The sequence below is a fragment of the Bradyrhizobium sp. 62B genome (genome assembly GCF_030272265.2).
Classification (GTDB): domain Bacteria; phylum Pseudomonadota; class Alphaproteobacteria; order Rhizobiales; family Xanthobacteraceae; genus Bradyrhizobium.
In genome coordinates this window covers 2,179,143-2,205,955 of the sequence record NZ_CP092841.2, presented here as the reverse complement: position 1 = coordinate 2,205,955, position 26,813 = coordinate 2,179,143, and the positions used below count along the sequence as shown (strand labels likewise).

Sequence of the window (26,813 nt, the reverse complement as noted above, 5' to 3'; positions counted from 1 at the left end):
TCACCGCCACGGCTGCACGATGATCTTGGTGTGCGCCTCGGGATTGGCGAGATCCGCGAACGCCCTGGCGACGCCGTCCAGGCCCACCTCCGCCGTCACCATCGCAGCCGCGTCCACCTGCCCTTCCGCGATCAGGCGCAGCGAGGCAGCGAATTCCTCCGGCGTGTAGCCGAGCACGTATTGGACGTTGAGCTCCTTCATGATGCCGAGCATCGGCTCGTTTCTGTCGCTCTCCATGCAGACCCCGACAACGACGATACGCGCGTCACGCGGCGCGCCCTCGAACACCTGCTGCAGCAGGCCGGGCACGCCGACGCATTCGAAGATGATCGCAGGCTTCAGCGCCGGCAGCATGGCCTGGAACGGCGGCCGCGCCGCCTTCTCGGCCTCCGACATCTGGGCGTGCTCGGCCCAGGTCGCATAGGGCTGCGACACGTTGGGATCGACGACGATGTCGGCGCCGAGCTTGGCTGCCAGCGCGCGCCGTGCCGGTGAATAGTCGGCCGCAACGATTGGATGCAGTCCCCTCAGCTTCAGCGCGGCGATCACCGCAAGCCCGACCGGGCCGCAGCCGATCACGAGCGGCACCTCGCCGCCGCGGATATTGGCTTTCGCCACGGCATGGACCCCGACCGCGAGCGGCTCGGTCAGCGCCGCGTGTTCCGGCGCCAGACTGTTCGGCACCTCGAGCAGCAGCGCTTCGCTCAGCAGCATCGCCTCGGCATAGCCGCCGATATTGTCGTTGGAATAGCCGATGCCTTCGATACCACCGGGCGTGACCAGCGCCGGCAGCGAGCAGACGCGGGTGCCCGGTTTGAGCTTGCGCGCGGTGCCGGGGCCATGGCCGACGATCTCGCAGCAGAATTCGTGGCCGAACACGACGTCGCGGGTGAGGTCCATCGGCTTGCGCCCGGTCTTCCGCGCCATCTCCGCCATGCGATGGGCGTGCTGGCGCGCGTGCAGGTCGGAGCCGCAGATGCCGCAGGCGAGCGTCTTGACCAGCACCTGGCCGGGCCCGGGCTTGGGTTCGGCCATCTCGCCGACGACAATCTCACCGTTCCTGAAAATCGCAGCGCGCATCCGGCTCCTCCCCTTTTCGTTGGAGCCATTGATAGCACGAAGCAGGCGGGGCGACTTGCGTCAGGGATTCGGGGAACGCTCTTCGAGCACCAGCAATTGGGCCCGTCGGACCCGCTCGCGATGGGCGATGTAGAGGCCGCTGGCGACGATGAAGGCGGCGCCGACGACGGTCCAGACATCAGGCACCTCACCGAAGATGAAGAAGCCCAGAATACTGACCCAGAGCAGTTGCGTGTAGGAGAACGGCGCCAGCACCGAGGCATCGCCGTAGCGATAGGCCAGCACGATGATCCACTGGCCGACGGTGGAGGCAACGCCGATCACGATGCCGAGACCGATCGCGGTCCAGCTCGGCGTGACCCAGACGAACGGCACCATCACGGACAGGATCGCAACGCCGGTCAGCGCGGAATAGGCCATGGTGGTGAGCACGGCTTCGCGGCCGCTCATCATGCGCGTCAGGATCAGCGCGGCAGCCCAGCAGAATGCCGAGATGATCGGGAAGAATGCGGCGGCGTGAAACGCGCTCGTGCCCGGGCGCAGGATGATCAGCACGCCGGTCAGGCCGATCGCAGTGGCGATCCAGCGCCGCATGCCGACCTTCTCGCTGAGAAAGATGATCGACAGCGCAGTGACGAAAAGCGGCGAGACGAAACCGGTGGCGGAGGCTTCGGCAATGGGCAAGAAGCGCAAGCCCGTGATGAAGAACAGCGACGAGCCGAGCAGCGCGGCGCCGCGCATCAATTGCAGGCCGAGGCGATCGGTGCGCATCGCGTGGAGCGGCGAGCCCGGCAGCATTACCGGCGTAAACATCAGCGCGAAGGTGACGAAGCGGATCCAGGTGATCTCGATCGACGGCAGGCTGGTCGAGAGGTATTTTGCGGTGACGTCGGAGGTGCCGAGAAACACCGTCGACAGCAGCACCAGCGCAATGCCCTTGAAGGGATGATCGACGCGCGCGGGCGCACGGCGAGCCTCCTGCTTCTTCTCCGGGGCGGGCATGGGAATACTGTCGAGCCTTGCGGCTACGGCGGGCGGCGGTGTCACGGCTGGAACCCGGGCAAAATGCGAATCGAGAGCAGTTGTAAAAAACGACAAATGCGCCGAGTTCACAACTTCCGAAAACAGGATGCCGATATGCGCGAGCCGCCGCGCGTGTCAATGCTCCGTTAACAATGGGCGTTTGTGCGTTACAGCATGGGCAGGCTGCGTGGCTTCGGGCCGCGCGGAAACGCCGCATCGAGCGCCGCAATCTCGTCTTTCGTCAGCACGAGGTCGCCGGCCGCCGCATTCTCGGCGGCATGTTCCGCGGACGAGGCCTTCGGAATCGCGAACACCGTAGTTGCACGGGTCAGGAAGCTCAGCGCGACCTGACGCGGCGTCGCGCGACGCGCTTCCGCAATCTTTGCCAGCACCGCTCCGCCCTTGCTGCGCGCGTCCGGGAAGTCGTCGTGCCCGAACGGCGAATAGGCGACCACCGCGACGCCATGCTGCTCGCACCACGGGATCACCGCGTGCTCGATCGCGCGCTCCTTCAAATGATAGAGCACCTGATTGCAGGCGATGCGCCCCTTGCCGGCGACGGCGAGAATCTCGTCGAGATCGTCGGCGTCGAAATTGGAAACGCCCCAAGACCCGATCTTGCCAGCCTTCACCAGCTCCTCGAACGCGGCGACGGTATCCTCGAGCGGATAGGAACCGCGCCAATGCAGCAGATAGCAATCGAGACGGTCGGTCTTCAGCCGCTTCAGCGAGCGCTCGCAAGCCGTGACGGTTCCGCGGCGCGAGGCGTTGCTCGGCAACACCTTGGAGACCAGGAACACCTCATCGCGACGTCCCGCGATGGCATCGGCAATGACGAGCTCCGCATCGCCATACATCTCGGCGGTGTCGATATGCGTCATGCCGAGATCGAGCCCGCGCTGAAGCGCTGCAATCGCGCGGTTGCGGTCGCCGTGGTCGAGATACCAGGTGCCCTGCCCGATCACGGAAACATCGGCGCCGGTCTTGCCGAAGGATTTGGTGTTCATGTCAGAGCTCACAGTCCACTGATATCCGCCACCAGCACGCTGCCGGTCGACGACTCCGTTATATAGAGACGATCCTTGCCGGCGCCACCGATCGCGACGTTGGTGCAGTTCGGCCCCGCGCATGACTTGATCCGCGCGATCAGTTCACCGTTCGGCGCGAACACGAAGACGTGGCCGAGCGAGGCATGGCCGACGAACAGGCGGCCCTTGGCGTCCATGGTCAGCCCATCGGGACCGCTGGTGCCGAACAGCGAGCAGAAGCGGCCGACCTTGGACACGCTGCCATCCTTCATGAACGGCAACCGCCACACCGCATTGTCGCGCGTCATCGCGACGAACAGCACGGTTTCGGTTGCGTCGAGAACCAGGCCGTTCGGGCTGATGCCGGTGTTGATCAGGCAATCGAGCCGGCCGTTCGACGCCAACCGATAGACCCGGCCGCTTGGATCATGCAATCCGGTCTGGCCCTGATCGGTGAAATAGATGTCCCCGTTGGAGGCGAGATGCAGATCGTTGCAGCCGCGAAAGGATTCCGAGTTGCGCGCGGTCAGGACCGGCGTCATGCGGCCGGCTTTGACGTCGAGCTCCATGATGCCGTGCATGTAGTCGGCCACCAGGACGCGGCCGTCGGCCGCGATCTTCAGCCCGTTCGGCCATCCCTCATATTCAGCGATTTGCGACCATTCGCCGTCAGGCGCGATACGGAAGATGCGGCCGAAGGGAATGTCGACGACGTAAAGGTTGCCGTCCTTATCGAAGGATGGCCCTTCGATGAAGCTGTCCGTGGCAATGCCCGGCCGGTTGGCGTCAGCCCAATCGGTCCGCACGCCCTTGCGGCGGAATTGTTCGGGCATGGCGGAGAAGAGTTTCGGCTCGATCAGACGCGGCGGCGTTTCCAGGTACATCATTGTTGTTGTGATTGTTGAGGGGAGCGCGCGGCACCATAAGGCACAATCGAGCGCGCGTCGAATGGGGCGAAGGCGCGGCGGAATCGCCGCTCACTCTCCTGTCCCGGACGCGCTGCAACGCGTCAGCGTTGCGGCGCAGAGCCGGGACCCGGAAAAGCCCAGCACTCGAGGCAACATGGGCCCCGGCTCTGCAGCGCACCGTCAAGGGGACGCTGCGCTGCGTCCGGGGCACGAGACCGTCATTTCGGCAGAGGAAGAGCGGTGGGTTACGCTGCGCTAAACCGCCCTAGGAAACCGACCCCACGGCCCGCGCGAGCTTGGCCTCTTTCGCTGGCACGTCCGTCGTCGCGATCAGGCGCTTCAACTCGGGGATGCAGGAGCCGCAATTGGTGCCGGCCTTGAGCTTCGCACCGATCTCGGCCGCCGTGCGCGCGCCAGCGGCGATGGTGTCGCAGATGGTGCCGCGGCCGACGCCGAAGCAGGCGCAGACGATCGGTCCGGCAGAGGCTGCCCCCTCCGTCGACTTGCCCGACAGCAACATACGGCGCTGCTCGTCGGTGACGTGATCGGCCGCAAAGGCGGTTCTGACCACCTCCCAGTCACCGGCGTCATGCCCGGGGCCGACGAACAGACAAGCCTCGATCCGATCGCCGGTGAAAGAGGCCGCACGATAGATACCGCCGCCGAAATCGCGATATTCGGCGACATCCTCGCCGGCGACGCCGTCGAGCCAGGCCGGCCAGCGCGACAGGTCCGCATTGTCGGCGAACAGATAGCCGAAACCGCCGGCAACCGTGACACGTGTCCACATCAGGTTCGGCGGCAGATCGAGCTGCTGTCGCGACAGCGCAAAACCGCGGAAGACGTATTCATAGGGCGCGATCGCGGCCGGCGTCGCCTTCGATTCCGGCTGCCCCGAGAACGGATCGGTGAACGACTGCACCAGCGCCCCGACGCGGCCGTGCGAGGCATTCATCGCGCTCCAGTGGATCGGCACGAACAGAGCGCCGCGCTGCTGGCGATCGCTCACAACCGCTTTCAGGATACATTGGCCATAGTCGGTGGTGATGCGGGCGTAGCCGTCATGGACGATGCCATATTTGCTGGCGTCATCGGGATGGATCTCGACGAACGGCTCGGGCAGATGCGCACCGAGCCGCTGGCTGAGGCCCGTGCGCGTCATGGTGTGCCACTGGTCGCGGATGCGTCCGGTGTTCAGTCGCAGCGGACGCGATGGTCCGGTCTCGCTGCGCAGCGCCGGCACTTCCGGCGCGACGAAGCGACCCTTGCCGTCATTGGTGAAGAAGCCACCGCTCGCGAAGAAGCGTTCGCCAGGCGCCCCGCCTTCGCGCACCGGCCACTGCACCGGCTTCAACGCGTCGAAGGCTTCGTCGGAGAGCGAGGTCAGCGCGCCAATGTCGAAATCGCGGCCGCCCTCGTTCTCGAACGCCGAGAGCGCGGCATGCTCGCGGAAAATATCGGCGGCGGATTTGTAGTTGAAACTGTCGCCGAAGCCGAGACGCTTTGCGGTCTCGCTCAGGATCCACCAGTCGGGGCGCGCCTCGCCCGGCGCCGGCAGGAACGAGCGCTGTCGCGAGATACGGCGTTCGGAGTTGGTCACCGTGCCCGACTTCTCGCCCCAGGCCAGCGCCGGCAGCAGCACATGCGGACCGGCCTCGACCGTGTCGTTGGACAGCACGTTCTCGGAGACCACGAACAGCTCGAGCTTCTTCAACGCCTCGCGCACGAAGTCCGCATCCGGCAGCGAAACCGCGGGATTGGTGCCCATCACCCAGAGCGCCTTGACCTCGCCGCGATTGATGGCCTCGAACAATTGCACCGCCTTCAGCCCCTCATGGGTGGCGATGCGTGGCGCCTTCCAGAACCGCCTGACACGGTCGATGTCGGGCGGCGTGAAGCCCATATGCGCGGCCAGCATATTGGCGAGGCCGCCGACCTCGCGGCCGCCCATCGCATTGGGCTGACCGGTGAGCGAGAACGGCGAGGCGCCCGGCTTGCCGATGCGGCCGGTGGCGAGATGGCAGTTCAGAATCGCGTTGACCTTGTCGGTGCCCTGCGCCGACTGGTTGACGCCCTGCGAATAGAGCGTGACGACCTTCCCGGTGTCGCGGAACATCTTGAAGAAGGTCGCGACGTCCTGCTCGGAGAGGCCCGTGGCGAGCGCAGTCGCGGTGACGCTGCCGGCAATGCTCCGCGCGCGCGCCAGTGCGTCGTCAAAACCGCTCGTGTTCTGCGCGATATAGTCTTGATCGAGCGCGCCATTGTCGGCGAGATGGACGAACAGGCCGGAGAACAGCGCGGTGTCGGTGCCGGGCTTGAGCCCCAGGAACAGGTCGACGTCATCAGCCGTGTCGGTGCGGCGCGGATCGATCACGATCATGCGCGCGCCGCGCTCCCCGCGGTTCTTCAGCATGCGCTGGAACAGCACCGGGTGACACCAGGCCGCGTTCGAGCCGACGAAGACGAGCAGATCGGCCTGGTCGAGATCCTCGTAGCAGCCGGGCACGGTGTCAGCGCCGAAGGCGCGGCGATGGCCGGCAACCGACGACGACATGCAGAGCCGCGAATTGGTGTCGACATTCGCCGTGCCGACAAAACCCTTCATCAGCTTGTTGGCGACGTAATAGTCCTCGGTCAGCAGCTGGCCGGAGAGATAGAACGCGACCGCGTCGGCGCCGTCGCGGGCCACGATGTGCTGCATGCGATGGGCGACATGATCGAGCGCATCGCTCCAGGCGACGCGTTCCAATAGGCCCTTGCAGCGGATCATCGGATAGAGCAGACGGCCTTCCAGCCCGACGGTCTCGCCGAGCGCGGAGCCCTTGGAGCAGAGCCGGCCGAAATTGGCAGGATGATCGGGATCGCCGGCGATTGCCGCCCCGCCCCTGCCGTCGGGCGTCGCCAGCACGCCGCAACCGACGCCGCAATAGGGACAGGTCGTCTTGGTGGCGCGGAGCGTGGGATCGATCGCCGTCATATCAGGCCGCTTTCGAAGGTAGCGCGAGCGCACGGCCGAACATCATGTCGGTGCGGATGGCCGCGACCTTGTCGCGATTGCGGATCAGCTCGAGATACCAGAGCGCATCGACGGTATCGCCGATCAGCACCGCACCGGTGAGCCGGCCGTCCGCGATCACGAGCTTCTTGTAGGTGCCACGCCTGCGGTCGGTCAGCACGAGGCTCTCGCTGCCCTCCCCGCCCATGAAGTCGCCGGCGGAGAACACGCTGACTCCGGACACCTTCAGATTGGTCGAGACCACGCTGCCCTGATAGGCGGCGGGCCGGCCGGCCAGGTGCCGCGCCAGCACCCGTGCCTGCTCATAAGCGGGCTCGACAAGGCCGTAGCAGGTGCCGCGATGCTCGGCGCACTCGCCGAGTGCGAAAATGTCGGACGAGGAGGTCTGCATCACGTCGTTGACGACGACGCCGCGGTTGACGGCGATCCCCGCCTCTTTGGCCAGCGCGACGTTCGGCTTGATGCCGGCAGCGAAGATCACGGCGTCGGCCTCGATACGGCTGCCATCGGCAAGCTCGACGGCCTCGACATGTCCATCGCCATGGATCCGGGCGGTCGAAGCGTTGAGCAGGATGCGGATGCCCTTGCGCTCGACCAGCGTCTTGAGCAGATCGGCAGCCGGCCCGTCGAGCTGGCGCTCCATCAGCCGGTCCATCAGATGCAGCAGCGTCACCGGCGCGCCGGCCTTGGCAAGGCCATAGGCTGCTTCAAGCCCGAGCAGGCCGCCGCCGACGACGACGACGCGCTTCTTGGCCGCGGCCAGCGTCAGCAAAAGGTCGACGTCGCGCGTATCGCGAAACGTGTGCACGCCGGCGAGATCGGCGCCCGGCACGTTCAGCCGCAGCGGCGTCGAGCCGGTGGCGAGCACCAGCTTGGAATATTCCATGCTCTCTTCGCCGTCGATCTTCAACTCGCGGCGGCCGACGTCGATCTCGCTGACGCGATAGCCGTAGCGCACGGTGACGCCGCGATGGCGCCACCAGTCCGCCGGCCGGAGCTCGATCTCGTGCGAGCCGGTCTCGCCGGCCAGCACGGATGAGAGCAGCACGCGATTGTAAGCGAGCCGCGGCTCCTCGCCGATCACGGCGACCGCGTAGCGGCCGAGTGAGGTCTTGGCGAGCTCGTCGACCAGACGCGCGGCCGCCATACCGTTACCGACGATGACCAGCGGTTCACTCACGAGGCATCTCCTATTCAGCGGCCTGCGGCTGTGCGCCGTAGGCTTCGGACATCATGTAGCCGGACAGCACGTCGTAGGCGTCGGTCCAGGCCTTTGCCAGTTCGGGCGTCCAGGCTTCGCCAAGACCCTTCTCCAGGGTCCACAGCAAGGTCTCGCCGACCACGGGATAGTGCTCGGCCACCGCGCCGTAGGCGACGTGGCGCTTGGCCAGCGCGGAGGCCGCGGGAAGAATCGTCTCGAGGTTCGACAGGCCGCCGACGACGGCCGCGAGCATACCCATCAGCTTCTTGCGCTGCTCGGTCATGTCTTCGGGGAACATCGCGCGCACCGACGGCGCCACCTTGAAAAGACGATCGTAGAACAGCACCGCGGCCTGCTCCGATATCGGCGCGACCTTGGCGAAGCTCTGCTGGATGAGGGCGATCTGTTCTGGCGTCATGATGTTCTCCTGTCTGTTTCGGTCTGCCTTCGTCCGCGCCGTTGCGGAAAAAGTTCATGGGTCAAACGTCATCAGAGGGACTTCTCCCCGCGTACGGGGAGAAGCGAGATTCGTACCAAGTATCAGACCCTGGCTTGGGCGAGGCCTGAGGCGCCTTCGCCCTGCGGGCTGCGACGCAGGTAGAACCACCAGGTCAACGCGAGGCAGGTGGCGTAGAAGGCGAGATAGATCACGAGCGCGAGTTGCGGCCCACCGGTCATGGCGATCGACTTGCCGAAGCCGGTCGGGATCAGATAGCCACCGACCGCGCCGATGGCGCCGATGAAACCGACTGCTGCGCCGCTCTCGATGCTCGCCGTCTTGAGCGCCATCGCGCGCGCCGCATCGCCCTTGCCGCGCACCTTGAACAGGTTCTCCTCGCGGAAGATCGAGGGGATCATGCGGTAGGTCGAGCCGTTGCCGATGCCCGTCGTCACGAACAGGATCAGGAACATCGACAGGAAGCCGATGAAATCCTTCTGCCCGACGAAGTAGAGCACGCCGACCGTCGCGCCCGCCATCACGATGAAATTCCAGAACGTGATGATCGAGCCGCCGATCCTGTCGGCAAGCCAGCCGCCGAGCGGACGCGACAGCGAGCCGACCAGCGGCCCCAGGAACGCGATCGCAATCGTGACTTGCGGAAACTGAGTCTTGATCAGCAGCGGAAACGCGGCGGAGTAGCCGATGAAGGATCCGAACGTGCCGATATAGAGATACGCCATGATCCAGGTGTGCTTGCGCTTGACGATGGCAAGCTGGTTCTTCACCGACGATTTCGCCGTGGTGAGGTTGTTCATGAAGAACACCGCGCCGAACACCGCGATCGCGATCGGCAGCACCCACATCAGGCCGGCATTCTGCAGGAAGATGCCGTCGACGGGCGTTGCCTGGAACAGGTTGAAGACGGCGAGCGTCATCAGGATCGGGGTCAGCAGCTGCACGCTGGAGACGCCGATATTTCCGCCAGCCGCGTTCAGGCCGAGCGCCCAGCCCTTCATCCGGTCGGGGAAGAAGAAGGAGATATTGGTCATGCTGGAGGCGAAGTTGCCGCCGCCAAGGCCCGCGGTCGAGGCAACCAGCAGCATCAGCCAGAACGGCGTGTCGGGCTGGCTCACGAAATAGGCCAGCGACAAGGTCGGAATGAACAGGATCGCCGCACTGAAGATGGTCCAGTTGCGGCCACCGAACGTCGTCACTGCGAATGTATAGGGAAAGCGCATCAATGCGCCGATCAGGCCCGGCACCGCGACAAGCTGAAACAGCTGGTCGGTGGTGTAGTGGAAGCCGGCCTGCGGCAGCTTGGTGGTGACGATGCTCCAGATCAGCCAGACCGAGAAGCCGATATGCTCGGCCACGATCGACCAGATCAGGTTGCGTCGCGCGATAGTCTTGCCAGTCGCATTCCAGAACGCCTCATCTTCGGGGCGCCAGTCTGAAATCCAAGTCGGATTCTTCGTCATTGAGTATCCCTTCCAGGCTCACCGCTGCGTCGTTGCAGGCTCAGCCTCCGGCCACGGAGGCACGCTCCGAGGCTTCACCCCGGTGGCGAGTTACGATGCTGATTGATGATGTTGAGGGACGTCGTCGTTGGCGTCGCGCAAAGACGTTTCAATTTCCGTGCCAGTTGCGCGCACGCTGGAAATACAGGGAATTCAGAACGTTATTCGCGTTGCCCGAATTTTTCGCAGAGCATTTCCGCACGCTAAATTTGCGATTCGCTCAATCCTTGTGCGACGCACAAGGATTGAGCGTGATGTCGATTATTTGGGCGCACGCATCGTTCGCGTTAACTTCTGTTTTACGCGGCCTCGACGAAACGATGACGTTCGTAGAGGAATTCGAGCACGCGCTGGCGGCACTTCAAATAGGTGGTGTTGGTGGCCAGCTCGAGCCGCTTGCGCGGCCGTGCCAGCGGCACCTCCAGCACCTCGCCGATGCGCGCGCTCGGCCCGTTCGTCATCATCACGATGCGGTCGGACAGCAGCACGGCCTCGTCGACGTCGTGGGTGATCATCAGGATGGTGTTGCCGAGCTTCTGATGCAGCGCCATCACCGAGTCCTGCAAATGAGCCCGGGTCAGCGCGTCGAGCGCGCCGAAGGGCTCATCGAGCAGCAGCACTTTCGGCTCCATGGCCAGCGCCCGGGCGATGCCGACGCGCTGCTTCATGCCGCCGGAGATTTCGGACGGGCGCTTGTCCCTGGCATGGGCCATCTGCACGAGGTTGAGATTGTGCATGACCCAGGCGTCGCGCTCGGCGCGGGACTTGGTCCTGGCGAAGACCTTGTCGACGCCGAGCCTGACATTCTCGTAGACGGTGAGCCACGGCAACAGGCTGTGGTTCTGGAACACCACGGCGCGGTCGGGCCCCGGCGAGTTGACCTCGCGATTCTCCAGCAGCACGCCGCCCGTGGTGGCGCCGGTCAGACCTGCAATGATGTTGAGCAGGGTCGACTTGCCGCAGCCGGAATGGCCGATGATCGAGACGTATTCGCCCTTCTCGATCGTGAGATTGATTTCCTTCAGCACCTCCGTCGAGGTGGCGCCGCGGGTGAAGATCTTGTCGATGTGGTCGAGCTTCAGATAGGCGGTCATGGGCCCCTCTCCTCTCAGTTCAGCGCGGTGCCGCGGGTGACGACCTTGCCGAGACCCGCGATCAGGCGGTCCAGCACGAAGCCGACGACGCCGACATAGAACAGCGCCAGGATGATCTCGCTGATATGCGAGGAGTTCCAGGCGTCCCAGATGAAGAAGCCGATGCCGACGCCGCCGATCAGCATTTCCGCCGCGACGATCGCGAGCCACGACAAGCCGATGCCGATGCGCAGGCCCGTGAAGATGTAGGGCGCGGCCGCAGGGATCATGATCTTGGAGAAGAACTCGAGCGGGTTGAGCTGCACCACCGCGGCAACGTTGCGATAGTCCTGCGGGATATTGCGGATGCCGACCGCAGTGTTGATGATGATCGGCCAGATCGAAGTAATGAAGATGACGAAGATCGCCGAGGGCTGGCCGTCGCGGAACGCTGCGAGCGACAGCGGCAGCCAGGCCAGCGGCGGAATGGTGCGCAGCACCTGGAACAGCGGATCGAGCCCGCGCATGGCCCAAACCGACTGGCCGACCAGCACGCCGAGCGCAATGCCGGCGATCGCAGACAGCGAGTAGCCGAAGGCGACGCGCTGCAGGCTGGCGGAAAGATGCCAGAACAGGCCCTTGTCGATGCCGCCATGATCGAAGAACGGATCGAGGATCAGCTCCTTGGTGTCCTTGAACACTTTCGACGGTGGCGGCAGCGCAGAGCCGGCGCGGCGGCAAACCAGCTCCCACACCAGGGTCAAGAGAGCGATCACGACCAGCGGCGGAATCACGCGCACGGCGGTCTCCCTCGCCATGCGTGCATAGGCTTCCGTGCGCGGGGGACGTTTGGGCGTCAGCGCAACGACCGGCGCGGCACTTGCCGCGGGCGTCGCGGCCTCGATCTCGATTTTGGCGGCAGGCATATTCATCGCAATATTTCTCCGGCTGCAAAAGACGATGCGGCCGCCCGAGGGCGGCCGCTGGCTCCATCAGACTTCGACGCGCTTGATCGCGAGCGACTTCAGATAGGCAGCCGGATTTTCGGGATCGAATACCTTGCCGTCGAAGAAGGTCTCCTTGCCACGCGAGGTGGACGTTGGAATGTCGGCGGCGGCGACACCGAGCGTCTTGGCGGCCTCCTTCCAGAGGTCCTCGCGATTGACCTTGGCGATCAGCGCCTTGGTGTCGAAGCCAGGCTCGTACTTGCCCCAGCGGATGTCCTCGGTGAGGAACCAGAGGTCGTGGCTCTGGAACGGATAGGAGGCGTGATCGCGCCAGTACTTCATGATGTGCGGCGAGTTCTCGACCACCTTGCCGGGGATGCCGTAGTCGAACTTGCCTGCGCTGCGGTCGAGCACGTCCTCGACCGGGCAGTTCATCCACTGCCGCTTGCCCATGATGGCGGCAAGCTCCGCCTTGTTCTCGGCCTTGTCGGCCCATTGCTGGGCTTCCATCACCGCCATCAGCAGCGCCTTGGCGGCCTTCGGGTACTTGTCGACGAAGGCGGCGCGCATGCCGAAGGATTTTTCCGGATGTTTGTTCCAGAGCTCGCCGGTGGTGACGGCGGTGTAGCCGATCTTCTGGTTGATCAGCTGCAGGTTCCAAGGCTCGCCGACGCAGAAGCAGTCCATGGTGCCGACCTTCATGTTGGCCACCATCTGCGGCGGCGGCACCACGATGGTCTCGATGTCCTTGTCGGGATCGATGCCGCCGGCGGCGAGCCAATAGCGGATCCAGAGATCGTGGGTGCCGCCGGGGAAGGTCATCGCAGCTTTCACGGCCTTGCCGGAAGCCTTCTTCTTCTCCAGCGCTGCCTTAAAGGGTGATGCGTCGACGCCGAGCTTGAGGTCGGCATATTCATTGGCGACCGAGATACACTGGCTGTCGAGATTGAGCCGCGCCAGGATGTACATCGGCGTTGGCTGATTGTTCTGCGTCACCTTGCCGGCCGAGATCAGATACGGCATCGGCGTGAGGATATGCGCACCGTCGATGCCGTTGCCTTCCGAGCCGAGCACGAGATTGTCGCGCGTGGTGCCCCAGGAGGCCTGCTTCTGCACGTCGGTGTCGGGCATGCCATATTTGGCGAACAGGCCCTTGTCCTTGGCGACGAAGAGCGGCCCGGCATCGGAGAGTGCGATGAAGCCGAGCTTGGCGCCCTTGACCTCAGGGCCTGCATCCTGCGCGAAGGCGCCGGCGGGGAAATTCAGTTTTGCTGCGGCGAGAAGTGCGGCGGTGGAGCCGGCGGCTTTCAACAATCGACGGCGGCTGAGGCCCGTCTCCGAGGGCCGGCGGGTGCGCTTGGTCATAGGCAGTGTCGTCCTTTGCATCGTTGCAGAATTGATTGGCGTCAGTGCACACGAGCAGCCCGTCCGTCCGGCGGCGCCGTCTTTGGCGCATGCGAACGCGCGACGGGGGAGACCCCCGTCTGGTGGCGTCGGCAAGTCGGATGAGAAGTCTCGCGGGACGGCTTCAATGGCGTCGGCGTGGAACTATTCAAGCTTCATGCCAAGGCCGGCATCGGGGAAACTATCGAAAAATCAGAATGTTGACGAAGCTGCGCCAGGCTGCCGCAGGCATGTTCCGCTTGCGAAATTCGCTGCCTGCTTAATTCTTGTGCGCCGCACAAAGCTTGTGCAGCAGCTCATGCAAGAGGCCCCAAGGTTACCCCAGGATCCGGTCAGGCAAGACATATCGCATTGATATCACGCCGTCTTTTCGACGCCGTCACGCGGCACGCAACTTGCATTTCTCTTGGCGTCAACGAAGACTGCGGCCTCGCCGCATTGTTGCAGCCTCTGGCGGCTGCATTTCCGGAAGCTCAACTGCTTCGCGGCCCTCGCCGGCTAAGTCCTCGTGACGCGATTCCCAAGGCTTCCAGACACCCATAGCCCTCGTGCGGCACGCCAGCCCCGCACGACCAACGACGTTCAGCCGCGCTCTCCCAGAGGGTGTGTCGATCTCACTTACGAAGCAAAGGAACCATTGATGTCGTATCTCGCGCCTTCGGAATTCGTCACCAAGATGGTGGATGCGGGCGAGTCCAAGATCTTCATGTCCACCCGGGATACCATCATCCGCGCCTATATGGCCGGCGCCATCCTGGCCCTGGCGGCCTGGTTCGCCGTCACGATCAACGTCAACACCGGCCAGCCGATCATCGGCGCATTGCTGTTTCCGGTCGGCTTCGTGATGCTCTATCTGCTGGGCTTCGACCTCTTGACCGGCGTGTTCGTGCTCTCGCCGCTCGCCCTGATCGACAAGCGCCCGGGCGTCACCTTTGGCGGCGTGCTGCGCAACTGGGGTCTGGTCTTCGTCGGCAATTTCGCCGGCGCCTTTACCGTGGCCTTCATGATGGCCTTTGTCACCACCTTCGGCTTCACACAGGCGCCCGACAAGGTCGGCGCGGCGATCGGCAACATCGGCGAGGGCCGAACGCTCGGCTACGCCGCGCACGGCGCGGCCGGCATGGCGACGCTGTTCATGCGCGGCATGCTCTGCAACTGGATGGTCTCCACCGGCGTCGTCGGCGCCATGATCTCGACCTCGGTCCCCGGCAAGGTCATCGCGATGTGGATGCCGATCCTGGTGTTCTTCTACATGGTGTTCGAGCATTCCGTGGTGAACATGTTCCTGTTCCCGTCGGGCCTGATGCTCCATGCGAAGTTCTCGATCATGGACTATCTGATCTGGAACGAGATCCCGACCGTGCTCGGCAACCTCGTCGGCGGCCTCGCCTTCACCGGCATGACGCTCTACGCCACGCATGTCATGACCAAGCCGAAGCGCCAGGTCGACAAGGCTGCGAAGCCCCGCGTCGCCGCCTGATCGCATACGTCTCGACAAGGGAGCCTCGCCCACGCAGGGTGAGGCTCCCTTCCTCTGGTGATGACGATGTCCCGCGGACTCCTGATTTCGGTCGGCCAGCACTCCGACAAGGGTCGCAAGCCCGTCAACCAGGATTTCCACGGCGTCCTGATTCCCGAGGAGCCGCTGCTCGGCCTGAAAGGGATCGCCGCGGTCCTCGCCGACGGCATCTCGAGCAGCAGCGTGAGCCAGATCGCCAGCGAGTCGGCGGTCAAGAGCTTCCTGATGGACTATTACTGCACGTCGGAATCCTGGACGGTGAAGACGTCCGCGCGCCGCGTGCTCGATGCCACTAATTCCTGGCTGCACGCGCAGACGCGCAAGAGCCAATACGCCTATGACCGCGACAAGGGCTATGTCTGCACCCTCAGCGCCATGGTCATCAAGGCGACCACCGCGCACATCTTCCATGTCGGCGACTGCCGCATCTACCGCGTCGCCGGCAAGGTGCTGGAGCAGCTGACCGACGACCACCGCATCATCGTCTCGTCCGAGCAGACCTATCTCGGCCGCGCGCTCGGCATCAATCCGCAGCTCGAGATCGACTATCAGGCGTTCGAGGTCGAGGCCGGCGACACCTTCCTGCTGGCGACGGACGGCGCCTACGAATTCGTCGACGCGCGTTTCGTCACGAGCGCGCTGAATGAGCACGCCGCCGAGCTCGACGGAGCGGCCAAGGCCATCGTCGAGGAAGCCTACCGGCGCGGCAGCGACGACAACATCACCGTCCAGATCATTCGCATCGATGCGGTGCCGCAGCGCGAGCCGGCCGGCATCTTCAATCAGACCTCGCAACTGCCGCTTCCCGCGCTGCCGGAGCCGCGCGCGTTGTTCGACGGCTACCGGATCGTCCGCGAGATCCACGGCAGCAGCCGCAGCCATATCTACCTTGCCGTCGACGCCGAGACCGAGCAGCCGGTAGCGCTCAAGCTGCCGTCGGTCGATCTGCGCGACAACGCCGCCTATCTCAAGCGATTCCTGATGGAGGAATGGATCGCCCGCCGGATCGACAGCCCGCATGTGCTCAAGCCGCTGTCCCAGTCGCGGCGGCGCAGCTATCTCTACGTCGCGACCGAGTTCGTCGAGGGGCAGACGCTGAAGCAGTGGATGACCGACAATCCGCGCCCCGATCTCGAAACCGTGCGCGGCATCATTGAGCAGATCGCCGCGGGCTTGCGCGCCTTCCATCGCATGGAGATGCTGCACCAGGACCTCAGGCCCGACAACATCCTGATCGACAAGACCGGCACCGCGAAGATCATCGACTTCGGATCGGTCAGGGTCGCCGGCGTCGCCGAGGCCGCGCCGCCGGACGAAGCCGACGAAATCCTGGGCACGGTGCAGTACACCGCGCCGGAGTATTTTCTCGGGCAAGGCGGCTCACCGCGCTCCGACATGTTCTCGCTGGCCGTGATCTGCTACCAGATGCTCACGGGAAAGCTGCCTTATGGCACCCACGTCGCCAGGATCCGCCGCAAGGCGGACGTGCGAAAGCTCAAATATCGCTCGGCCGACGACGACCGCAACGTGCCGGCCTGGGTCGACGGCGCGCTCCGCCGCGCGCTGCATCCCGATCCCTACAAGCGGCACGAGGATCTGTCCGAGTTCGTCTTCGAGCTGCGCACCCCCAACCCGGCCTATCTCGACACGCGGATCACGCCGCTGCTCGAGCGCAGCCCGCTGATGTTCTGGAAACTGACCTCGGCCGCGCTTGCCTGCGCGGTGGTCGTGCTGCTGGCGCTCTTGCACGCGCGCTGATCCGGGCTACCCGCTCACCACATGATCAGTGGCGAGCGATGCAGCCAGGCGCCAGCGCGCACCTGCTCGAGCAAGCCCTCAGGCCGAGGCCGTGATCTCGGCGACAAAGTCGCGATAGGAGCGCAAGGGACGTCCCAGGATGTCGGTCAGACGCTTGACGTCACCGGCTTCGGGGATCATCCCCTCCGTGACGAAGCGCTCGCTCATCACCCGCATGTCGAACGCCATCCAGCCGGGCATGAACTGCCTGAGATTCTTTTCGAATGCCGCGGCGTCGTCGCCGCCATAGGCGATCGAGCGTCCGAGCACGTCCGACCAGATCGCGGCCGCCTTGGCGCCAGTGATCGTATCGGGGCCAACGAGATTGATGCGCTCGATCGGGAGCGTCGCGGCGGACGTCTCGCGGCGGATCAATTCGATCGCCGCGATCTCACCGATATCGCGCGCGTCGATCATCGCGAGCCCCTTGCTGCCGATCGGCATGGGGTAGACGCCATATCCGGTCACGGCGTCCTTGATCATGAGCTCGTTGTTCATGAAATAGGCGGGGCGCAGGATGGTCGCATTGAAGCCCATTTGCTCGATCATCCGCTCGACACCGAACTTGCCGGCGAAGTGCGGAACGTTCACGTAGCGGTCGCTGTGAATGACTGACAGATAGACGAACCGTTCGATGCCGGCTTCTCGGGCGAGGTTGAGCGCCGTCAGCGCCTGGGTGAATTCATCGGGCACCACGGCGTTGAGCAGAAACAGCGTCGAAACGCCGGAGAACGCCGCGCGCAGGGAATCGACGTCCAGCAAGTCGCCCTGCACCGCAACGACGCCTGCCGGTAAGTTGGCCTTCGCGGGATTTCGGACCAGCGCGCGCACATCGGCACCGCGCTTGACGAGCTGCTCGACGACGTGACGGCCGATCGTGCCGGTCGCGCCAGTAACGAGGATGGTCATGGGGATCACTCCGGTTTGGTTGAGACACCCGGAAATTAGTGATCCACATGTGAGCCGATAGACGCTATATCTGGACAGGCCGTCTCACTGGTGGAACAGATGGATTTGCTTGCGCTCGCCGACTTCAATCTCGTCGCCCGACACGGAGGGTTCGGAAAGGCCGCGCGCGCCGCGGGACGTCCGAAAGCGACCTTGTCCCGGCGCGTGTCCGAACTCGAGAGCAGCCTCGATTTGCGCCTTTTCGAGCGCGGCGGCCGCACGCTCAAGCTCACCCAGGAGGGACGCGCGCTGTACGAGCGGACGGGCGCGCTCCTCACCGAGCTCGACGAGGCGGCGGCAGCGATCGCCGCGGGCGGCGACAAGCCGAGAGGCAGATTGCGGATCAGCGCTCCCCTGCTCTTTTCGCAGACCGCGATGGGCCGGCTCGCGGCCGGCTTCGCGCTCAAGCATCCCGAAGTAAGGCTCGAGGTCACGACGGATGATCGCTACGTCGACATGATCGAGGAGGGTTTTGACCTCGCGATCAGGGTCAACCCCCATCCAGATGAAAGCCTGGTCGGCCGCATCTTCTTGCACGACCGCCTGGTGGTCGTGGCCAGTCCCAATCTCAAGCGACCGAAGGGCGATCTCGCCGTTCCTGTCGTCGTGCGCGGAGCGGACAACGAGGCTGCCGCCTGGAACATCAAGCGACCAAGCGGTACCTCGCGTCTCGCTGTCGACCCCGTTCTTCGACTGTCGTCGCTGATGATGGTTCGCGATGCTATTCGAGCCGGCGTCGGCGCTGCGCGGCTGCCCCTGTCACTGGTCAGCCACGACCTGGCCAGCGGCACGCTGCTACGCTGGGGCGACGTTGAGGGATCCGATATCGCCCTGTGGACGCTCTATCCCTCGCGGCGATTGCTGAGTGCTCGCGTCTCCGCTTTCCTCGATCATCTCAAGGAAGCATTTCCGAAGGGAACGCCCGACGAGTTGGCAGCCTACATCGGGGGATGAATCCGCGCCCTCACGCCGGCTCTCCGGCCTTCACGCCCAGCGGCTTCGGCGCCATGCCGCCACCGGGCTTGAGGTGGAATTCGTAAGACATCAAATGCCAGCGCCCGCTCGCCTTGGTACCGTCGGGCATCGTGGGGTCGGTGCGCGGCTCGACCTTGGCGACGAGATCGTCCTTCACGCCGAACACCACGTCGGAATCCAGATATTTGTCGCCGTCCATGAAGACGTGGGTGATCAGCGGCTCATAGCCTTTCGCATTCACCAGGAAATGCACATGCGCGGGGCGCATCGGATGGCGGCCCGTCTGCACGATCATCTCGCCGACCGGCCCGTCGGTCGGGATCGGGTAGCTGCATGGCAGGATGGTGCGGAAGACGAAGCGGCCGTCATCGTCGGTGATGAAGCGCGCCCGCGCCGAGGCGCCGACCTCGTCATAATTGGCCTTCTGGGAATCGTAGAAGCCGTCGTCATCGGCATGCCAGACGTCGACGGGCACGTTCGCGAGCGGCTTGCCCTTCAAATCCGTGACGCGGCTCTGCACGAACATCCGCTCGCCGGTCTGGTTGTTCGGCGAGATGTCGGTGCCGTGCGCCGTCACCTTGTGCTCGCCGACATAGAACGGGCCCAGCACGGTGGTCTGGGTGGCACCTTCGCGGTCGCGATGGTTGACCGCGTCGACCAGCATGGAGACGCCGAGCACGTCGGACAGGAGAATGAACTCCTGGCGGGTGTCGGTGCATTTCTGCCCGGTGCGGGTCAGGAAATCGATGGCGTAGTCCCATTCCTCGAACGTCAGGCCGGTCTTGCTCACGTAATCGTGCAGCGACTTCACCAATTCCTGGAGCAGGAATTTCGCGCGGGGATTGGGCGTGCTGTCGAAGCTCCTGACGACGGCTTCGGTGAGGTCAGTCTCGTTGAACTGGGTCATGATGGCTTGCCCTGTGTTTTTCTCGTTCGCCCCGGGGGCTCCTTGGAGGCGTTCCAGGGTCAGCCTACACCAGCCCGCCCCCCTGCGTTAAGCCAGAGCGGCTTGGAATGGGGCCGTCATTTGGCTATCAACGGAGCGACAAAACTGCCCGGAGGAACTGATGCTCGCGCCCACCCCCGCCTCGCCCGAATCCGTCGGCATGTCCAAGGCCGCGCTCGACCGCATCGATGGGCATCTCAAGAGCCGGTACATCGATGCCGGCCGCTTCCCGGGCACGCATCTTCTGGTCTATCGCCGCGGCAAGGTCGCGCACAGCTCGATCCAGGGCCTTGCCGATGTCGAGCGCAAGCTGCCGGTCAAGGACGACACCATCTACCGCATCTATTCCATGACCAAGCCGCTCACCAGCGTCGCCTTCATGATGCTGGTCGAGCAAGGCCTCGTCGCGATCGACGAACCCGTCGCCAAGTACATTCCGGAATGGAAGGATCTCGGCGTCTTCGTCGCCGGCACGTACCCGGCCTTCCTGACCCGGCCGCCGTCCCGGCCGATGCTGATCGTCGATCTCTTGCGCCATACCGCGGGCCTCACCTACGGCTTCCAGCAGCGCTCCAATGTCGACGCCGCCTACCGCACTGAAAAGATCGGCGAGGTCGAGAAATCGGGCACGCTGCAGACCATGATCGAGGGTCTGGCCAAGATCCCGCTGGAATTCTCGCCGGGCGAAGCCTGGAACTACTCGGTCGCGACCGACGTGCTCGGTTATCTCGTCGGCAAGATCTCGGGCATGCCGTTCGAGCAATTCCTGAAACAACGCATCCTCGATCCGCTCGGCATGACCGACACCGATTTCCATGTGCCCGCTTCGAAGGCTCACCGCTTTGCCGCGTGCTATTCTGCCGACCCCGGCGGCGGCATGACCTTCCATGCCGGCCAGCGGCGCGAGGGCCTGACGCTGCAGGACGATCCGTCGACGAGCTCGTTCCTCACCCCGCCGTCCTTCATCTCGGGTGGCGGCGGCTTGTGCTCGACGGTCGCCGACTATCTCACCTTCTGCCGCGCGCTGCTGAACGGCGGCGAGCTCGGCGGTGTCAGGCTGATCGGACCGAAGACGCTGGCGCTGATGACGAGCAATCACATTCCGGGCGGACGCGCGCTGCCGGAGGTCTCCCGCTCGCTGTTCTCCGAAGCCGCCTATAACGGCATCGGCTTCGGCCTCGGCTTTGCCGTGACGATGCGCCCGGCCGAGACGCTGATCGCCGGCAGCCCCGGCGAATACAATTGGGGCGGTGCGGCCACCACCTCGTTCTGGATCGATCCGGCCGAGGAGCTGATTGCGATCTTCATGACGCAGGTGTTGCCGTCGAGCGCCTACCCGATCCGGCGCGAGCTGCGCAGCATGGTCTACGCCGCGATCACCGAGAGCAACCTGTAGCCAATTGCCCCGATCCCGCGGCCCTCGTCCGCGGGATCGCACTTTCAGAAGCTTATTTGCAGAAGCTCACTTGCAGACGCTCATTTGAGCATTTGCGGCACGATCAGGCGCGGCAGGAACAGCGACACGCTGGGCCAGACGATGACGGCCGCCAGCACGAGCAGCATCGGGATCAGCATGATCACCGTGTCCTTCAGGGCATAGCGCAGCCGCACGCCCGCGATCGAACAGGCGATCATCAGACAAAGACCATAAGGCGGCGTCACCAGTCCGAAGGCCAGCGACACGATGGAAATGATCGCGAACTGGACCGGATGAAGATCGACCGATTTGGCGAGCGGCTCCAGCACGGTGCCGACGATGATGATGGCCGGGATGGCGTCGAGAAAGCAGCCCACCACCAGAAAGCAGAAGGAGATGAAGAAGCCGGCCGCAACGGCGCCCATGCCCCAGGTCGAAACATTGGCCAGGAGCTCCTGTGGGATCTTGTAGTAGGCGAGCAGCCAGCCGAACGCGCTGGCGGTGCCGACGCAGAACAGCGCCACGCCGGCAAGGCGCCCGGTGTCGAGCAGCGCCTTGTACAACTCGCGAATGCCAGTCTCGCGATAGAAGAATGCCGAGAGCGCCACGGAATAGAGCACGGCGACACAAGCCGACTCTGTCGCAGTGAACCAGCCGAGCAGAATGCCGCCCACGATGATGAACGGCGTCATCAGCGCAGGTATCGACTTCCAGATGGCGCAGCGCATCTCCACCCAGGTCGACTTTGGATAGGTCGGGTAGCCGCGTCGGACGGCGTAGACGTGCACCGTCGCCATCTGCGCGCCCGCGACCAGCAGACCCGGCACGATGCCGGCCAGATACATCGCCGCAATCGAGGTCGAGATCAGCCCGCCCCAGACGATCATGAGGATCGACGGCGGGATGATGACTGCCAGCACCGCGGAAACCGCGGTGATCGCGATCGAGAACGAAAGGTCGTAGCCCTCCTTGGTCTGGGCATCGATGAAGATTTTCGATTGGCTCGCCGCGTCTGCGGTCGACGAGCCCGAGATGCCTGCAAAGAACACCGACAGCACGACGTTGATCTGCGCGAGGGACCCCGGCCAATGCCCGACCATCGAGCGCGACAGCGTCACCAGACGGTCAGTGATGCCGCCGATGCTCATCAGGTTCGCCGTCAGCAGGAAGAACGGCACCGCCAGCAGGATGAAGGAATTGTAGGCATTGAAGGTCTCCTGCGCGAGCATCATCAGCGACAGGTGCGGCTCGATCAGCAGGATCGGCACGCAGGCGAGGCCAAGCGCGAAAGCGACCGGCACGCGCACGATGAGCAGGCCGACGAAGACCCCGAACAGCACCATCGCGGCCTGTCCGGCGGAGAGTACATTGCCGCTCATCGCCGTGCCCCGACCAGTACGCGCATTTCATCGACGATCTGTTCGCCCGCGAAGACAATCCACGTCACGCCGGCAACGGGCCATGCGACGTGAATCAGCCAGAGCGGCAGATCGGCCAGTTCCGACGTCCTGTTCCAGGCAAAGCGGGTGAACTCGATTCCGGCCGTTACGAACACCAGCGCCAGCGCCAGCACGCCGAGCCGCGCCAGGATCCGCACGGCAGCCTCCGATCGCCGCGACAGATCCGGCCACACGTCGACCTCGAAATGCTGCGCTTCGCGGACGCCGACCATGGCACCGATCATGATCGTCCAGATGAACAGGAAGCGCGCCATCTCCTCCGTCCAGATGTAGGACGGAATGAAGGGCGTGTAGCGCGAGATGATCTGCAGCGTGACCGGAACGACGAGGATGCCGACGCAGGCGGCCAACAGGAACTCCAGCAATTTCGCATAAGCCGCCGTAGCGCGGCGCCACAGCGACGGTGTGGACGGGACGGGCATTTCAGACATTGGGACTCCCAGCGGCAGCACATCCGCCACGTCCGGGCAAGAAGCGGGGCTTGCCCGGAGATGCTGTCGGCGGACGCAGAGATCTCAGACGACGTTGATCTTCTCGAAAATGCCTTCCGCGCCGATTTCCTTGGCGTAGGTGGCCATCACGGGGTCGGCGAGCTTCTTCATGGCGTCCCGCTCCTCGAAGGGAACGCGCTTGAGCTTGCCGGCCTTCTCGAGCGTGTCGAGCTTGACGACCTCTTCGCTCGACTCGAGCTGGCGGCCGTAATCGCCGGCCTCCTTGCCGGCCTTCATGATCGCGTCCTGCAGATCCTTCGGCAAGGTCTTCAGCGTCTTCACCGAGAAGCAGATCGGCCGGATCGACACGGCGTGCTGGGTCAGGCTGAGATGCGGAGCCACTTCGTAGAACTTCATCGCCTCGACGCCGGCCGCCTCGTTTTCGCCGGCGGCGATCACACCGTTCTGGATCGCGTTGTAGATCTCGTTATAGGCGATCACCGTCGGGCTCATGCCGACCGCCGCGAAGGTCTTCGACCAGATCGGCGCGCCCTGCACGCGAACCTTTAGCCCCTTGAGGTCGGCAAGGTTCTTGAGCGGCTTGTTGGCGAAGATGTTGCGGATGCCGCCGCCGGAATAGCCGATCAGGACCACCTCGGCCTTCGCCGCGACCTCGTCGGCGATCGGCGCCAGGATGTTGGCTTCGACCACCTTGTTCATGTGGTCGATGCCCTTGAACACGAAGGGCGCATCGATGAACGGGGCCGCCTTGGCGAAGGTCGACATATGGGCCGGCGAGACGATGCCGTAGTCGACCGCCTTTCCTTGCGACATGTACTCGAAATACTGCTTTTCGAGGCCGAGCGAGGAATTTCTGTGCAGGGTGAAATTGACGGGCTTGCCGTAATACTTCTTCACGAGCTCCTCGAACCGGAGCAGCGCCCGGTTGAAGGCGTGGTCGTCGTTGAACTGCACGGCTCCGTTGAGCGTGATCGGCGCTTGCGCCCTGAGGATCGACGGCATGCCGATCGTAGCCGCCGCAGTGGTCGCGCCGATACCAGCGAGAAATGATCTTCGCTTCATCGTCTCCCCTCCCTTTGATGCTCCGCCCCTGTCGCCGGGGCGTGAGCGCAGCCGGTATGCGGCTTGCGAGGGCAAGCGTATGAAAAACCCCGGCCGGACGGAAGTCATTTCGCCTGCGTAGGAGCGACTCCTTCGTCGCAGGGCCACTGCTGCAGTGCAATCGGCCTCCAGCCGGCCTGCACTTCTGTCCCTCTCTTCAATACGCAGAGGCTTGCGCTCGACGCGAAAATCGTGGCGCAGCGCCAGTCCCGCCCGTATGGTCTGGCCAAAATCATACTCCGGCGCCGCCGCGCCGGAACCGGGACACTCGCGTTTGTCAAAGCTTACCCTGCCGGTCCGCCTCGCTCTTCTGGTCACGGGAACGATGTTGCCGCTGATCGTCTTTGCGGTCGGCATTGCCGTCTACAATTACCAACAGGACCGCGGCGACGCCACGCGCCGCGTGCTGGAGAACGTGCGCAGCATGCGCCTCGTGCTGGATTCGGAGGTTCAGCGCATGACCGGCGGCCTGCAGGTGCTGGCGTTGACCAATTCGTTGCGCAACGGCGACTTCGAGAGCTTCCGCCGCATCGCGCTCGGTTTTGTCGAGCAGTATGGCAAAGGCGGTCTGGTGCTGGTCTCCGACCGCAAGGGCCGGTTGCTGTTTTCCTCCGCGACGGACGACACCGCGAGCCTGCCGGCGCGCGGCAATCTCGCGATCGTCGAAAGGGTCTTTGCGAACAAGTCGCCGCAATATTCCGATCTGTTCACCGGTGCGATCAACGGACGGAAGGTGCTCACCGTCGAGGTTCCGGTGTTTCGCGACGGAGAGGTGATCTACGATCTCTGCTTCAGCCCGCCGATCAGCATCTTTCAGGACCTTGTCGAAAAGCAGCGGCCCGACCAGCTCTGGACCGTGTCCCTGGTCGACACCAAAGCCATCGTTTTCGCCCGCGTACCGAACCCGAGCGCGACGATCGGCAAGCAGGCGTCTGGCGCGATTTACGACGCGATGTCGCGCAGCTCGGAGGAGACCTTGTCGACGGTGTCGCTCGACGGCGTGGCGCTGTCTTCCGCCTTCACCACCTCGCACCTGACCGGCTGGAGGGTCGTGGCCGGCGTCGCCGAGAGCTCGCTGATCGCGCCGCTCTGGCGCAACATCGCCATCACCAGCCTGATCGGGGGCATCCTGCTGCTGACCGGCCTGACCTTCGCGGTCAGAATGGCGACGACGATCGCGCGCGGCGAGATGCTGCACAATCTCCTGATCGACGAGCTCAACCATCGCGTCAAGAACACACTGGCCTTGATGCAGGCGATCGCGGTGCAGACCTTCCGCAGCGCCAGCCGGGACGAGCGGGCCAAGTTCGAGGGCCGGCTCGGCGCGCTGGCCGAAGCGCACAACCTGCTGAGCCAGGAGAAATGGGCCGGCTCCGAGCTCCGCGACGTGATCGCCCGCGCGCTTCAACCATTCCTGCTGAACAGTCCCGACCGCATCCGCATGGCCGGTCCCGACGTGCCGCTATCGCCGCGTCTTGCCGTGGTGCTGTCGATGATCGTGCACGAGATCGCCACCAACGCCGCGAAATACGGCGCGCTGTCCAACGAGACCGGCCGGGTGACGCTGAACTGGGAGGTCATCACCGATGCGCCGAAGCCGCGGCTCCGGCTGATCTGGACCGAGATCGGCGGACCGCCGGTGACGGCGCCGGTGCGACGCGGCTTCGGCTCGCGCCTGATCGAGCGCAGCGCCCGCGACCAGCTCGGCGGCGAAGCAACCGTCGACTTCCTGCCGCGCGGCGTGGTCTGCACGGTGGTCTGCACGCTGGACGAGGCGCGGTAAACGGGGCCGCTCTATCCGATGGTCTGCAGCGCCGGAAAGGTCTCCAGCAGCCAGATGCTCACATTGGAGACCGCGCCGGTGAGAAAGCCGATGCCGGTGATCACCATCAACACGCCCATGGCGCGCTCGACATTGACGAGGTGGCCCTTCATGCGCGCGAACAGCGCCGAGAACTGCTCGATCATCAGGGCGGCGATCAGGAAGGGAATGCCGAGGCCCGCGGAATAAACCGCGAGCAGGCCGGCGCCCTTCGTCACCGTGGCCTCGGCCGCGGCGATCGACAGGATGGCGGCCAGGATCGGGCCGATACAGGGGGTCCAGCCGAACGCGAAGGCAAGGCCCATGATATAGGCGCCCCAGAGGCCGACCGGCTTGGGAATGGGCAGCCGTCCTTCGCGCATCAACAGGCCGATGCGCGTCAGTCCGAGGAAGTGCAGCCCCATGACGATGATGACGATGCCGGCGAGGATCGACAGCTCCGCCGACCAGGCTCGGATCAGCCCGCCGACCAGCGAGGCGCTGGCACCGAGCGCGACGAAGACTGTGGAGAAGCCGAGCACGAACAGCAGCGCCGACATCATGATCGCGCGCTTGGAGGCCGAGGACGGCTCGTCGCTCTCGACATGCTCGATCGTGGCGCCCGTGAGGTAGATCAGATAGGGCGGGACCAGCGGCAGGACGCAAGGCGAGAGGAAGCTGACGAGGCCGGCAATCAGCGCCGCCGGGATCGAAACATTTTGCATGATGCCGTCTGAGCCATCTCAGGTGCCGGTACG

22 protein-coding genes are annotated in these 26,813 nt (G+C 64.5%); 5 read left to right on the top strand and 17 right to left on the bottom strand.

The features are described from left to right. From ML401_RS10460 to ML401_RS10410, 11 genes are all read right to left on the bottom strand, one after another. Entirely contained in the window at positions 1–1,080 is a 1,080-nt protein-coding gene (locus ML401_RS10460; RefSeq protein WP_285811870.1) for a zinc-binding dehydrogenase, read from the bottom strand. Between the two features lie 60 nt (positions 1,081–1,140). Then, positions 1,141–2,082, bottom strand: a complete 942-nt coding sequence (locus ML401_RS10455) for a DMT family transporter (protein ID WP_194408224.1) — start codon at positions 2,080–2,082, stop codon at positions 1,141–1,143. Between the two features lie 188 nt (positions 2,083–2,270). Continuing rightward, positions 2,271–3,110: an aldo/keto reductase gene (locus tag ML401_RS10450; protein WP_285811869.1), complete on the bottom strand. Its 840-nt coding sequence runs from the start codon at positions 3,108–3,110 to the stop codon at positions 2,271–2,273. An 8-nt stretch (positions 3,111–3,118) separates the two neighbouring features. Further along, a complete protein-coding gene (locus tag ML401_RS10445; protein ID WP_285812657.1) occupies positions 3,119–4,015 on the bottom strand; it encodes an SMP-30/gluconolactonase/LRE family protein in 897 nt (298 codons plus the stop codon). Between the two features lie 289 nt (positions 4,016–4,304). After that, positions 4,305–7,016 carry a nitrate reductase gene (locus ML401_RS10440; RefSeq protein ID WP_285811868.1) on the bottom strand — a complete coding sequence of 904 codons (2,712 nt, stop codon included), beginning with the start codon at positions 7,014–7,016 and terminating at the stop codon, positions 4,305–4,307. A 1-nt stretch (position 7,017) separates the two neighbouring features. Next, positions 7,018–8,202, bottom strand: a complete 1,185-nt coding sequence (locus tag ML401_RS10435) for an NAD(P)/FAD-dependent oxidoreductase (RefSeq protein WP_246776495.1) — start codon at positions 8,200–8,202, stop codon at positions 7,018–7,020. Positions 8,203–8,245: 43 nt separating this feature from the next. Continuing rightward, on the bottom strand, positions 8,246–8,674 hold the full coding sequence (locus ML401_RS10430) for a globin family protein (RefSeq protein WP_285811867.1): 429 nt from the start codon (positions 8,672–8,674) through the stop codon (positions 8,246–8,248). 122 nt (positions 8,675–8,796) lie between these two features. Next, on the bottom strand, positions 8,797–10,176 hold the full coding sequence (locus tag ML401_RS10425) for an MFS transporter (RefSeq protein WP_212065358.1): 1,380 nt from the start codon (positions 10,174–10,176) through the stop codon (positions 8,797–8,799). Between the two features lie 338 nt (positions 10,177–10,514). Beyond that, positions 10,515–11,309: an ABC transporter ATP-binding protein gene (locus ML401_RS10420; RefSeq protein ID WP_211417842.1), complete on the bottom strand. Its 795-nt coding sequence runs from the start codon at positions 11,307–11,309 to the stop codon at positions 10,515–10,517. Positions 11,310–11,323: 14 nt separating this feature from the next. Beyond that, positions 11,324–12,220 (bottom strand): nitrate ABC transporter permease, encoded by an 897-nt coding sequence (gene ntrB, locus ML401_RS10415; protein ID WP_259205053.1) that lies wholly within the window; start codon positions 12,218–12,220, stop codon positions 11,324–11,326. Positions 12,221–12,280: 60 nt separating this feature from the next. Then, positions 12,281–13,600 carry a CmpA/NrtA family ABC transporter substrate-binding protein gene (locus ML401_RS10410; protein WP_211417844.1) on the bottom strand — a complete coding sequence of 440 codons (1,320 nt, stop codon included), beginning with the start codon at positions 13,598–13,600 and terminating at the stop codon, positions 12,281–12,283. Between the two features lie 679 nt (positions 13,601–14,279). On the opposite strand from ML401_RS10410, the gene ML401_RS10405 reads away from it, so the two are divergent. Then, complete coding sequence (locus ML401_RS10405) at positions 14,280–15,119, top strand: formate/nitrite transporter family protein (protein ID WP_211417845.1); 840 nt, start codon at positions 14,280–14,282, stop codon at positions 15,117–15,119. Between the two features lie 60 nt (positions 15,120–15,179). Continuing rightward, the gene (locus ML401_RS10400) at positions 15,180–16,916 is read left to right on the top strand and encodes a bifunctional protein-serine/threonine kinase/phosphatase (protein ID WP_285812656.1); all 1,737 of its coding nucleotides are present in this window, start codon (positions 15,180–15,182) and stop codon (positions 16,914–16,916) included. 78 nt (positions 16,917–16,994) lie between these two features. Here ML401_RS10400 and ML401_RS10395 read toward each other — a convergent pair whose 3' ends face one another. After that, positions 16,995–17,864, bottom strand: a complete 870-nt coding sequence (locus ML401_RS10395; protein WP_285811862.1) for an SDR family oxidoreductase — start codon at positions 17,862–17,864, stop codon at positions 16,995–16,997. Between the two features lie 99 nt (positions 17,865–17,963). Here ML401_RS10395 and ML401_RS10390 point away from each other — a divergent pair, with 99 nt between their 5' ends. Beyond that, on the top strand, positions 17,964–18,857 hold the full coding sequence (locus tag ML401_RS10390) for a LysR family transcriptional regulator (protein ID WP_194406913.1): 894 nt from the start codon (positions 17,964–17,966) through the stop codon (positions 18,855–18,857). Between the two features lie 10 nt (positions 18,858–18,867). On the opposite strand, the gene ML401_RS10385 is transcribed toward ML401_RS10390, so the two are convergent. Next, a complete protein-coding gene (locus tag ML401_RS10385; protein WP_212065362.1) occupies positions 18,868–19,785 on the bottom strand; it encodes an intradiol ring-cleavage dioxygenase in 918 nt (305 codons plus the stop codon). A gap of 160 nt (positions 19,786–19,945) precedes the next feature. On the opposite strand from ML401_RS10385, the gene ML401_RS10380 reads away from it, so the two are divergent. After that, entirely contained in the window at positions 19,946–21,220 is a 1,275-nt protein-coding gene (locus ML401_RS10380) for a serine hydrolase (protein WP_212065363.1), read from the top strand. Positions 21,221–21,300: 80 nt separating this feature from the next. Here the strand turns inward: ML401_RS10380 and ML401_RS10375 are convergent, their stop codons facing one another. The 3 genes from ML401_RS10375 to ML401_RS10365 all read right to left on the bottom strand — a co-directional run bounded on the left by ML401_RS10375 (position 21,301) and on the right by ML401_RS10365 (position 24,215). Then, positions 21,301–22,620, bottom strand: coding sequence for a TRAP transporter large permease (locus ML401_RS10375; protein ID WP_285811858.1), 1,320 nt, complete (start codon positions 22,618–22,620; stop codon positions 21,301–21,303). Continuing rightward, complete coding sequence (locus ML401_RS10370) at positions 22,617–23,132, bottom strand: TRAP transporter small permease (protein ID WP_212065365.1); 516 nt, start codon at positions 23,130–23,132, stop codon at positions 22,617–22,619. Before ML401_RS10370 ends, ML401_RS10375 begins: the two co-directional genes overlap by 4 nt. Before the next feature lie 84 nt (positions 23,133–23,216). Continuing rightward, positions 23,217–24,215 (bottom strand): TRAP transporter substrate-binding protein, encoded by a 999-nt coding sequence (locus ML401_RS10365; RefSeq protein ID WP_211417850.1) that lies wholly within the window; start codon positions 24,213–24,215, stop codon positions 23,217–23,219. Positions 24,216–24,579: 364 nt separating this feature from the next. On the opposite strand from ML401_RS10365, the gene ML401_RS10360 reads away from it, so the two are divergent. Beyond that, positions 24,580–26,037, top strand: a complete 1,458-nt coding sequence (locus ML401_RS10360) for a sensor histidine kinase (protein WP_285812655.1) — start codon at positions 24,580–24,582, stop codon at positions 26,035–26,037. 11 nt (positions 26,038–26,048) lie between these two features. On the opposite strand, the gene ML401_RS10355 is transcribed toward ML401_RS10360, so the two are convergent. Beyond that, on the bottom strand, positions 26,049–26,780 hold the full coding sequence (locus ML401_RS10355) for a cytochrome c biogenesis CcdA family protein (RefSeq protein WP_194406907.1): 732 nt from the start codon (positions 26,778–26,780) through the stop codon (positions 26,049–26,051). Positions 26,781–26,813 lie beyond the last annotated feature (33 nt).

Excerpts from the sequence above, each read along its gene's own strand:
- ML401_RS10460 (WP_285811870.1), bottom strand. The coding sequence starts at position 1,080 with ATGCGCGCTGCGATTTTCAGGAACGGTGAGATTGTCGTCGGCGAGATG.
- ML401_RS10455 (WP_194408224.1), bottom strand. The coding sequence starts at position 2,082 with ATGCCCGCCCCGGAGAAGAAGCAGGAGGCTCGCCGTGCGCCCGCGCGC.
- ML401_RS10450 (WP_285811869.1), bottom strand. The coding sequence starts at position 3,110 with ATGAACACCAAATCCTTCGGCAAGACCGGCGCCGATGTTTCCGTGATC.
- ML401_RS10445 (WP_285812657.1), bottom strand. The coding sequence starts at position 4,015 with ATGTACCTGGAAACGCCGCCGCGTCTGATCGAGCCGAAACTCTTCTCC.
- ML401_RS10440 (WP_285811868.1), bottom strand. The coding sequence starts at position 7,016 with ATGACGGCGATCGATCCCACGCTCCGCGCCACCAAGACGACCTGTCCC.
- ML401_RS10435 (WP_246776495.1), bottom strand. The coding sequence starts at position 8,202 with ATGGCGGCCGCGCGTCTGGTCGACGAGCTCGCCAAGACCTCACTCGGC.
- ML401_RS10430 (WP_285811867.1), bottom strand. The coding sequence starts at position 8,674 with ATGACGCCAGAACAGATCGCCCTCATCCAGCAGAGCTTCGCCAAGGTC.
- ML401_RS10425 (WP_212065358.1), bottom strand. The coding sequence starts at position 10,176 with ATGACGAAGAATCCGACTTGGATTTCAGACTGGCGCCCCGAAGATGAG.
- ML401_RS10420 (WP_211417842.1), bottom strand. The coding sequence starts at position 11,309 with ATGACCGCCTATCTGAAGCTCGACCACATCGACAAGATCTTCACCCGC.
- ntrB (WP_259205053.1), bottom strand. The coding sequence starts at position 12,220 with ATGAATATGCCTGCCGCCAAAATCGAGATCGAGGCCGCGACGCCCGCG.
- ML401_RS10410 (WP_211417844.1), bottom strand. The coding sequence starts at position 13,600 with ATGACCAAGCGCACCCGCCGGCCCTCGGAGACGGGCCTCAGCCGCCGT.
- ML401_RS10405 (WP_211417845.1), top strand. The coding sequence starts at position 14,280 with ATGTCGTATCTCGCGCCTTCGGAATTCGTCACCAAGATGGTGGATGCG.
- ML401_RS10400 (WP_285812656.1), top strand. The coding sequence starts at position 15,180 with ATGACGATGTCCCGCGGACTCCTGATTTCGGTCGGCCAGCACTCCGAC.
- ML401_RS10395 (WP_285811862.1), bottom strand. The coding sequence starts at position 17,864 with ATGACCATCCTCGTTACTGGCGCGACCGGCACGATCGGCCGTCACGTC.
- ML401_RS10390 (WP_194406913.1), top strand. The coding sequence starts at position 17,964 with ATGGATTTGCTTGCGCTCGCCGACTTCAATCTCGTCGCCCGACACGGA.
- ML401_RS10385 (WP_212065362.1), bottom strand. The coding sequence starts at position 19,785 with ATGACCCAGTTCAACGAGACTGACCTCACCGAAGCCGTCGTCAGGAGC.
- ML401_RS10380 (WP_212065363.1), top strand. The coding sequence starts at position 19,946 with ATGCTCGCGCCCACCCCCGCCTCGCCCGAATCCGTCGGCATGTCCAAG.
- ML401_RS10375 (WP_285811858.1), bottom strand. The coding sequence starts at position 22,620 with ATGAGCGGCAATGTACTCTCCGCCGGACAGGCCGCGATGGTGCTGTTC.
- ML401_RS10370 (WP_212065365.1), bottom strand. The coding sequence starts at position 23,132 with ATGTCTGAAATGCCCGTCCCGTCCACACCGTCGCTGTGGCGCCGCGCT.
- ML401_RS10365 (WP_211417850.1), bottom strand. The coding sequence starts at position 24,215 with ATGAAGCGAAGATCATTTCTCGCTGGTATCGGCGCGACCACTGCGGCG.
- ML401_RS10360 (WP_285812655.1), top strand. The coding sequence starts at position 24,580 with ATGTTGCCGCTGATCGTCTTTGCGGTCGGCATTGCCGTCTACAATTAC.
- ML401_RS10355 (WP_194406907.1), bottom strand. The coding sequence starts at position 26,780 with ATGCAAAATGTTTCGATCCCGGCGGCGCTGATTGCCGGCCTCGTCAGC.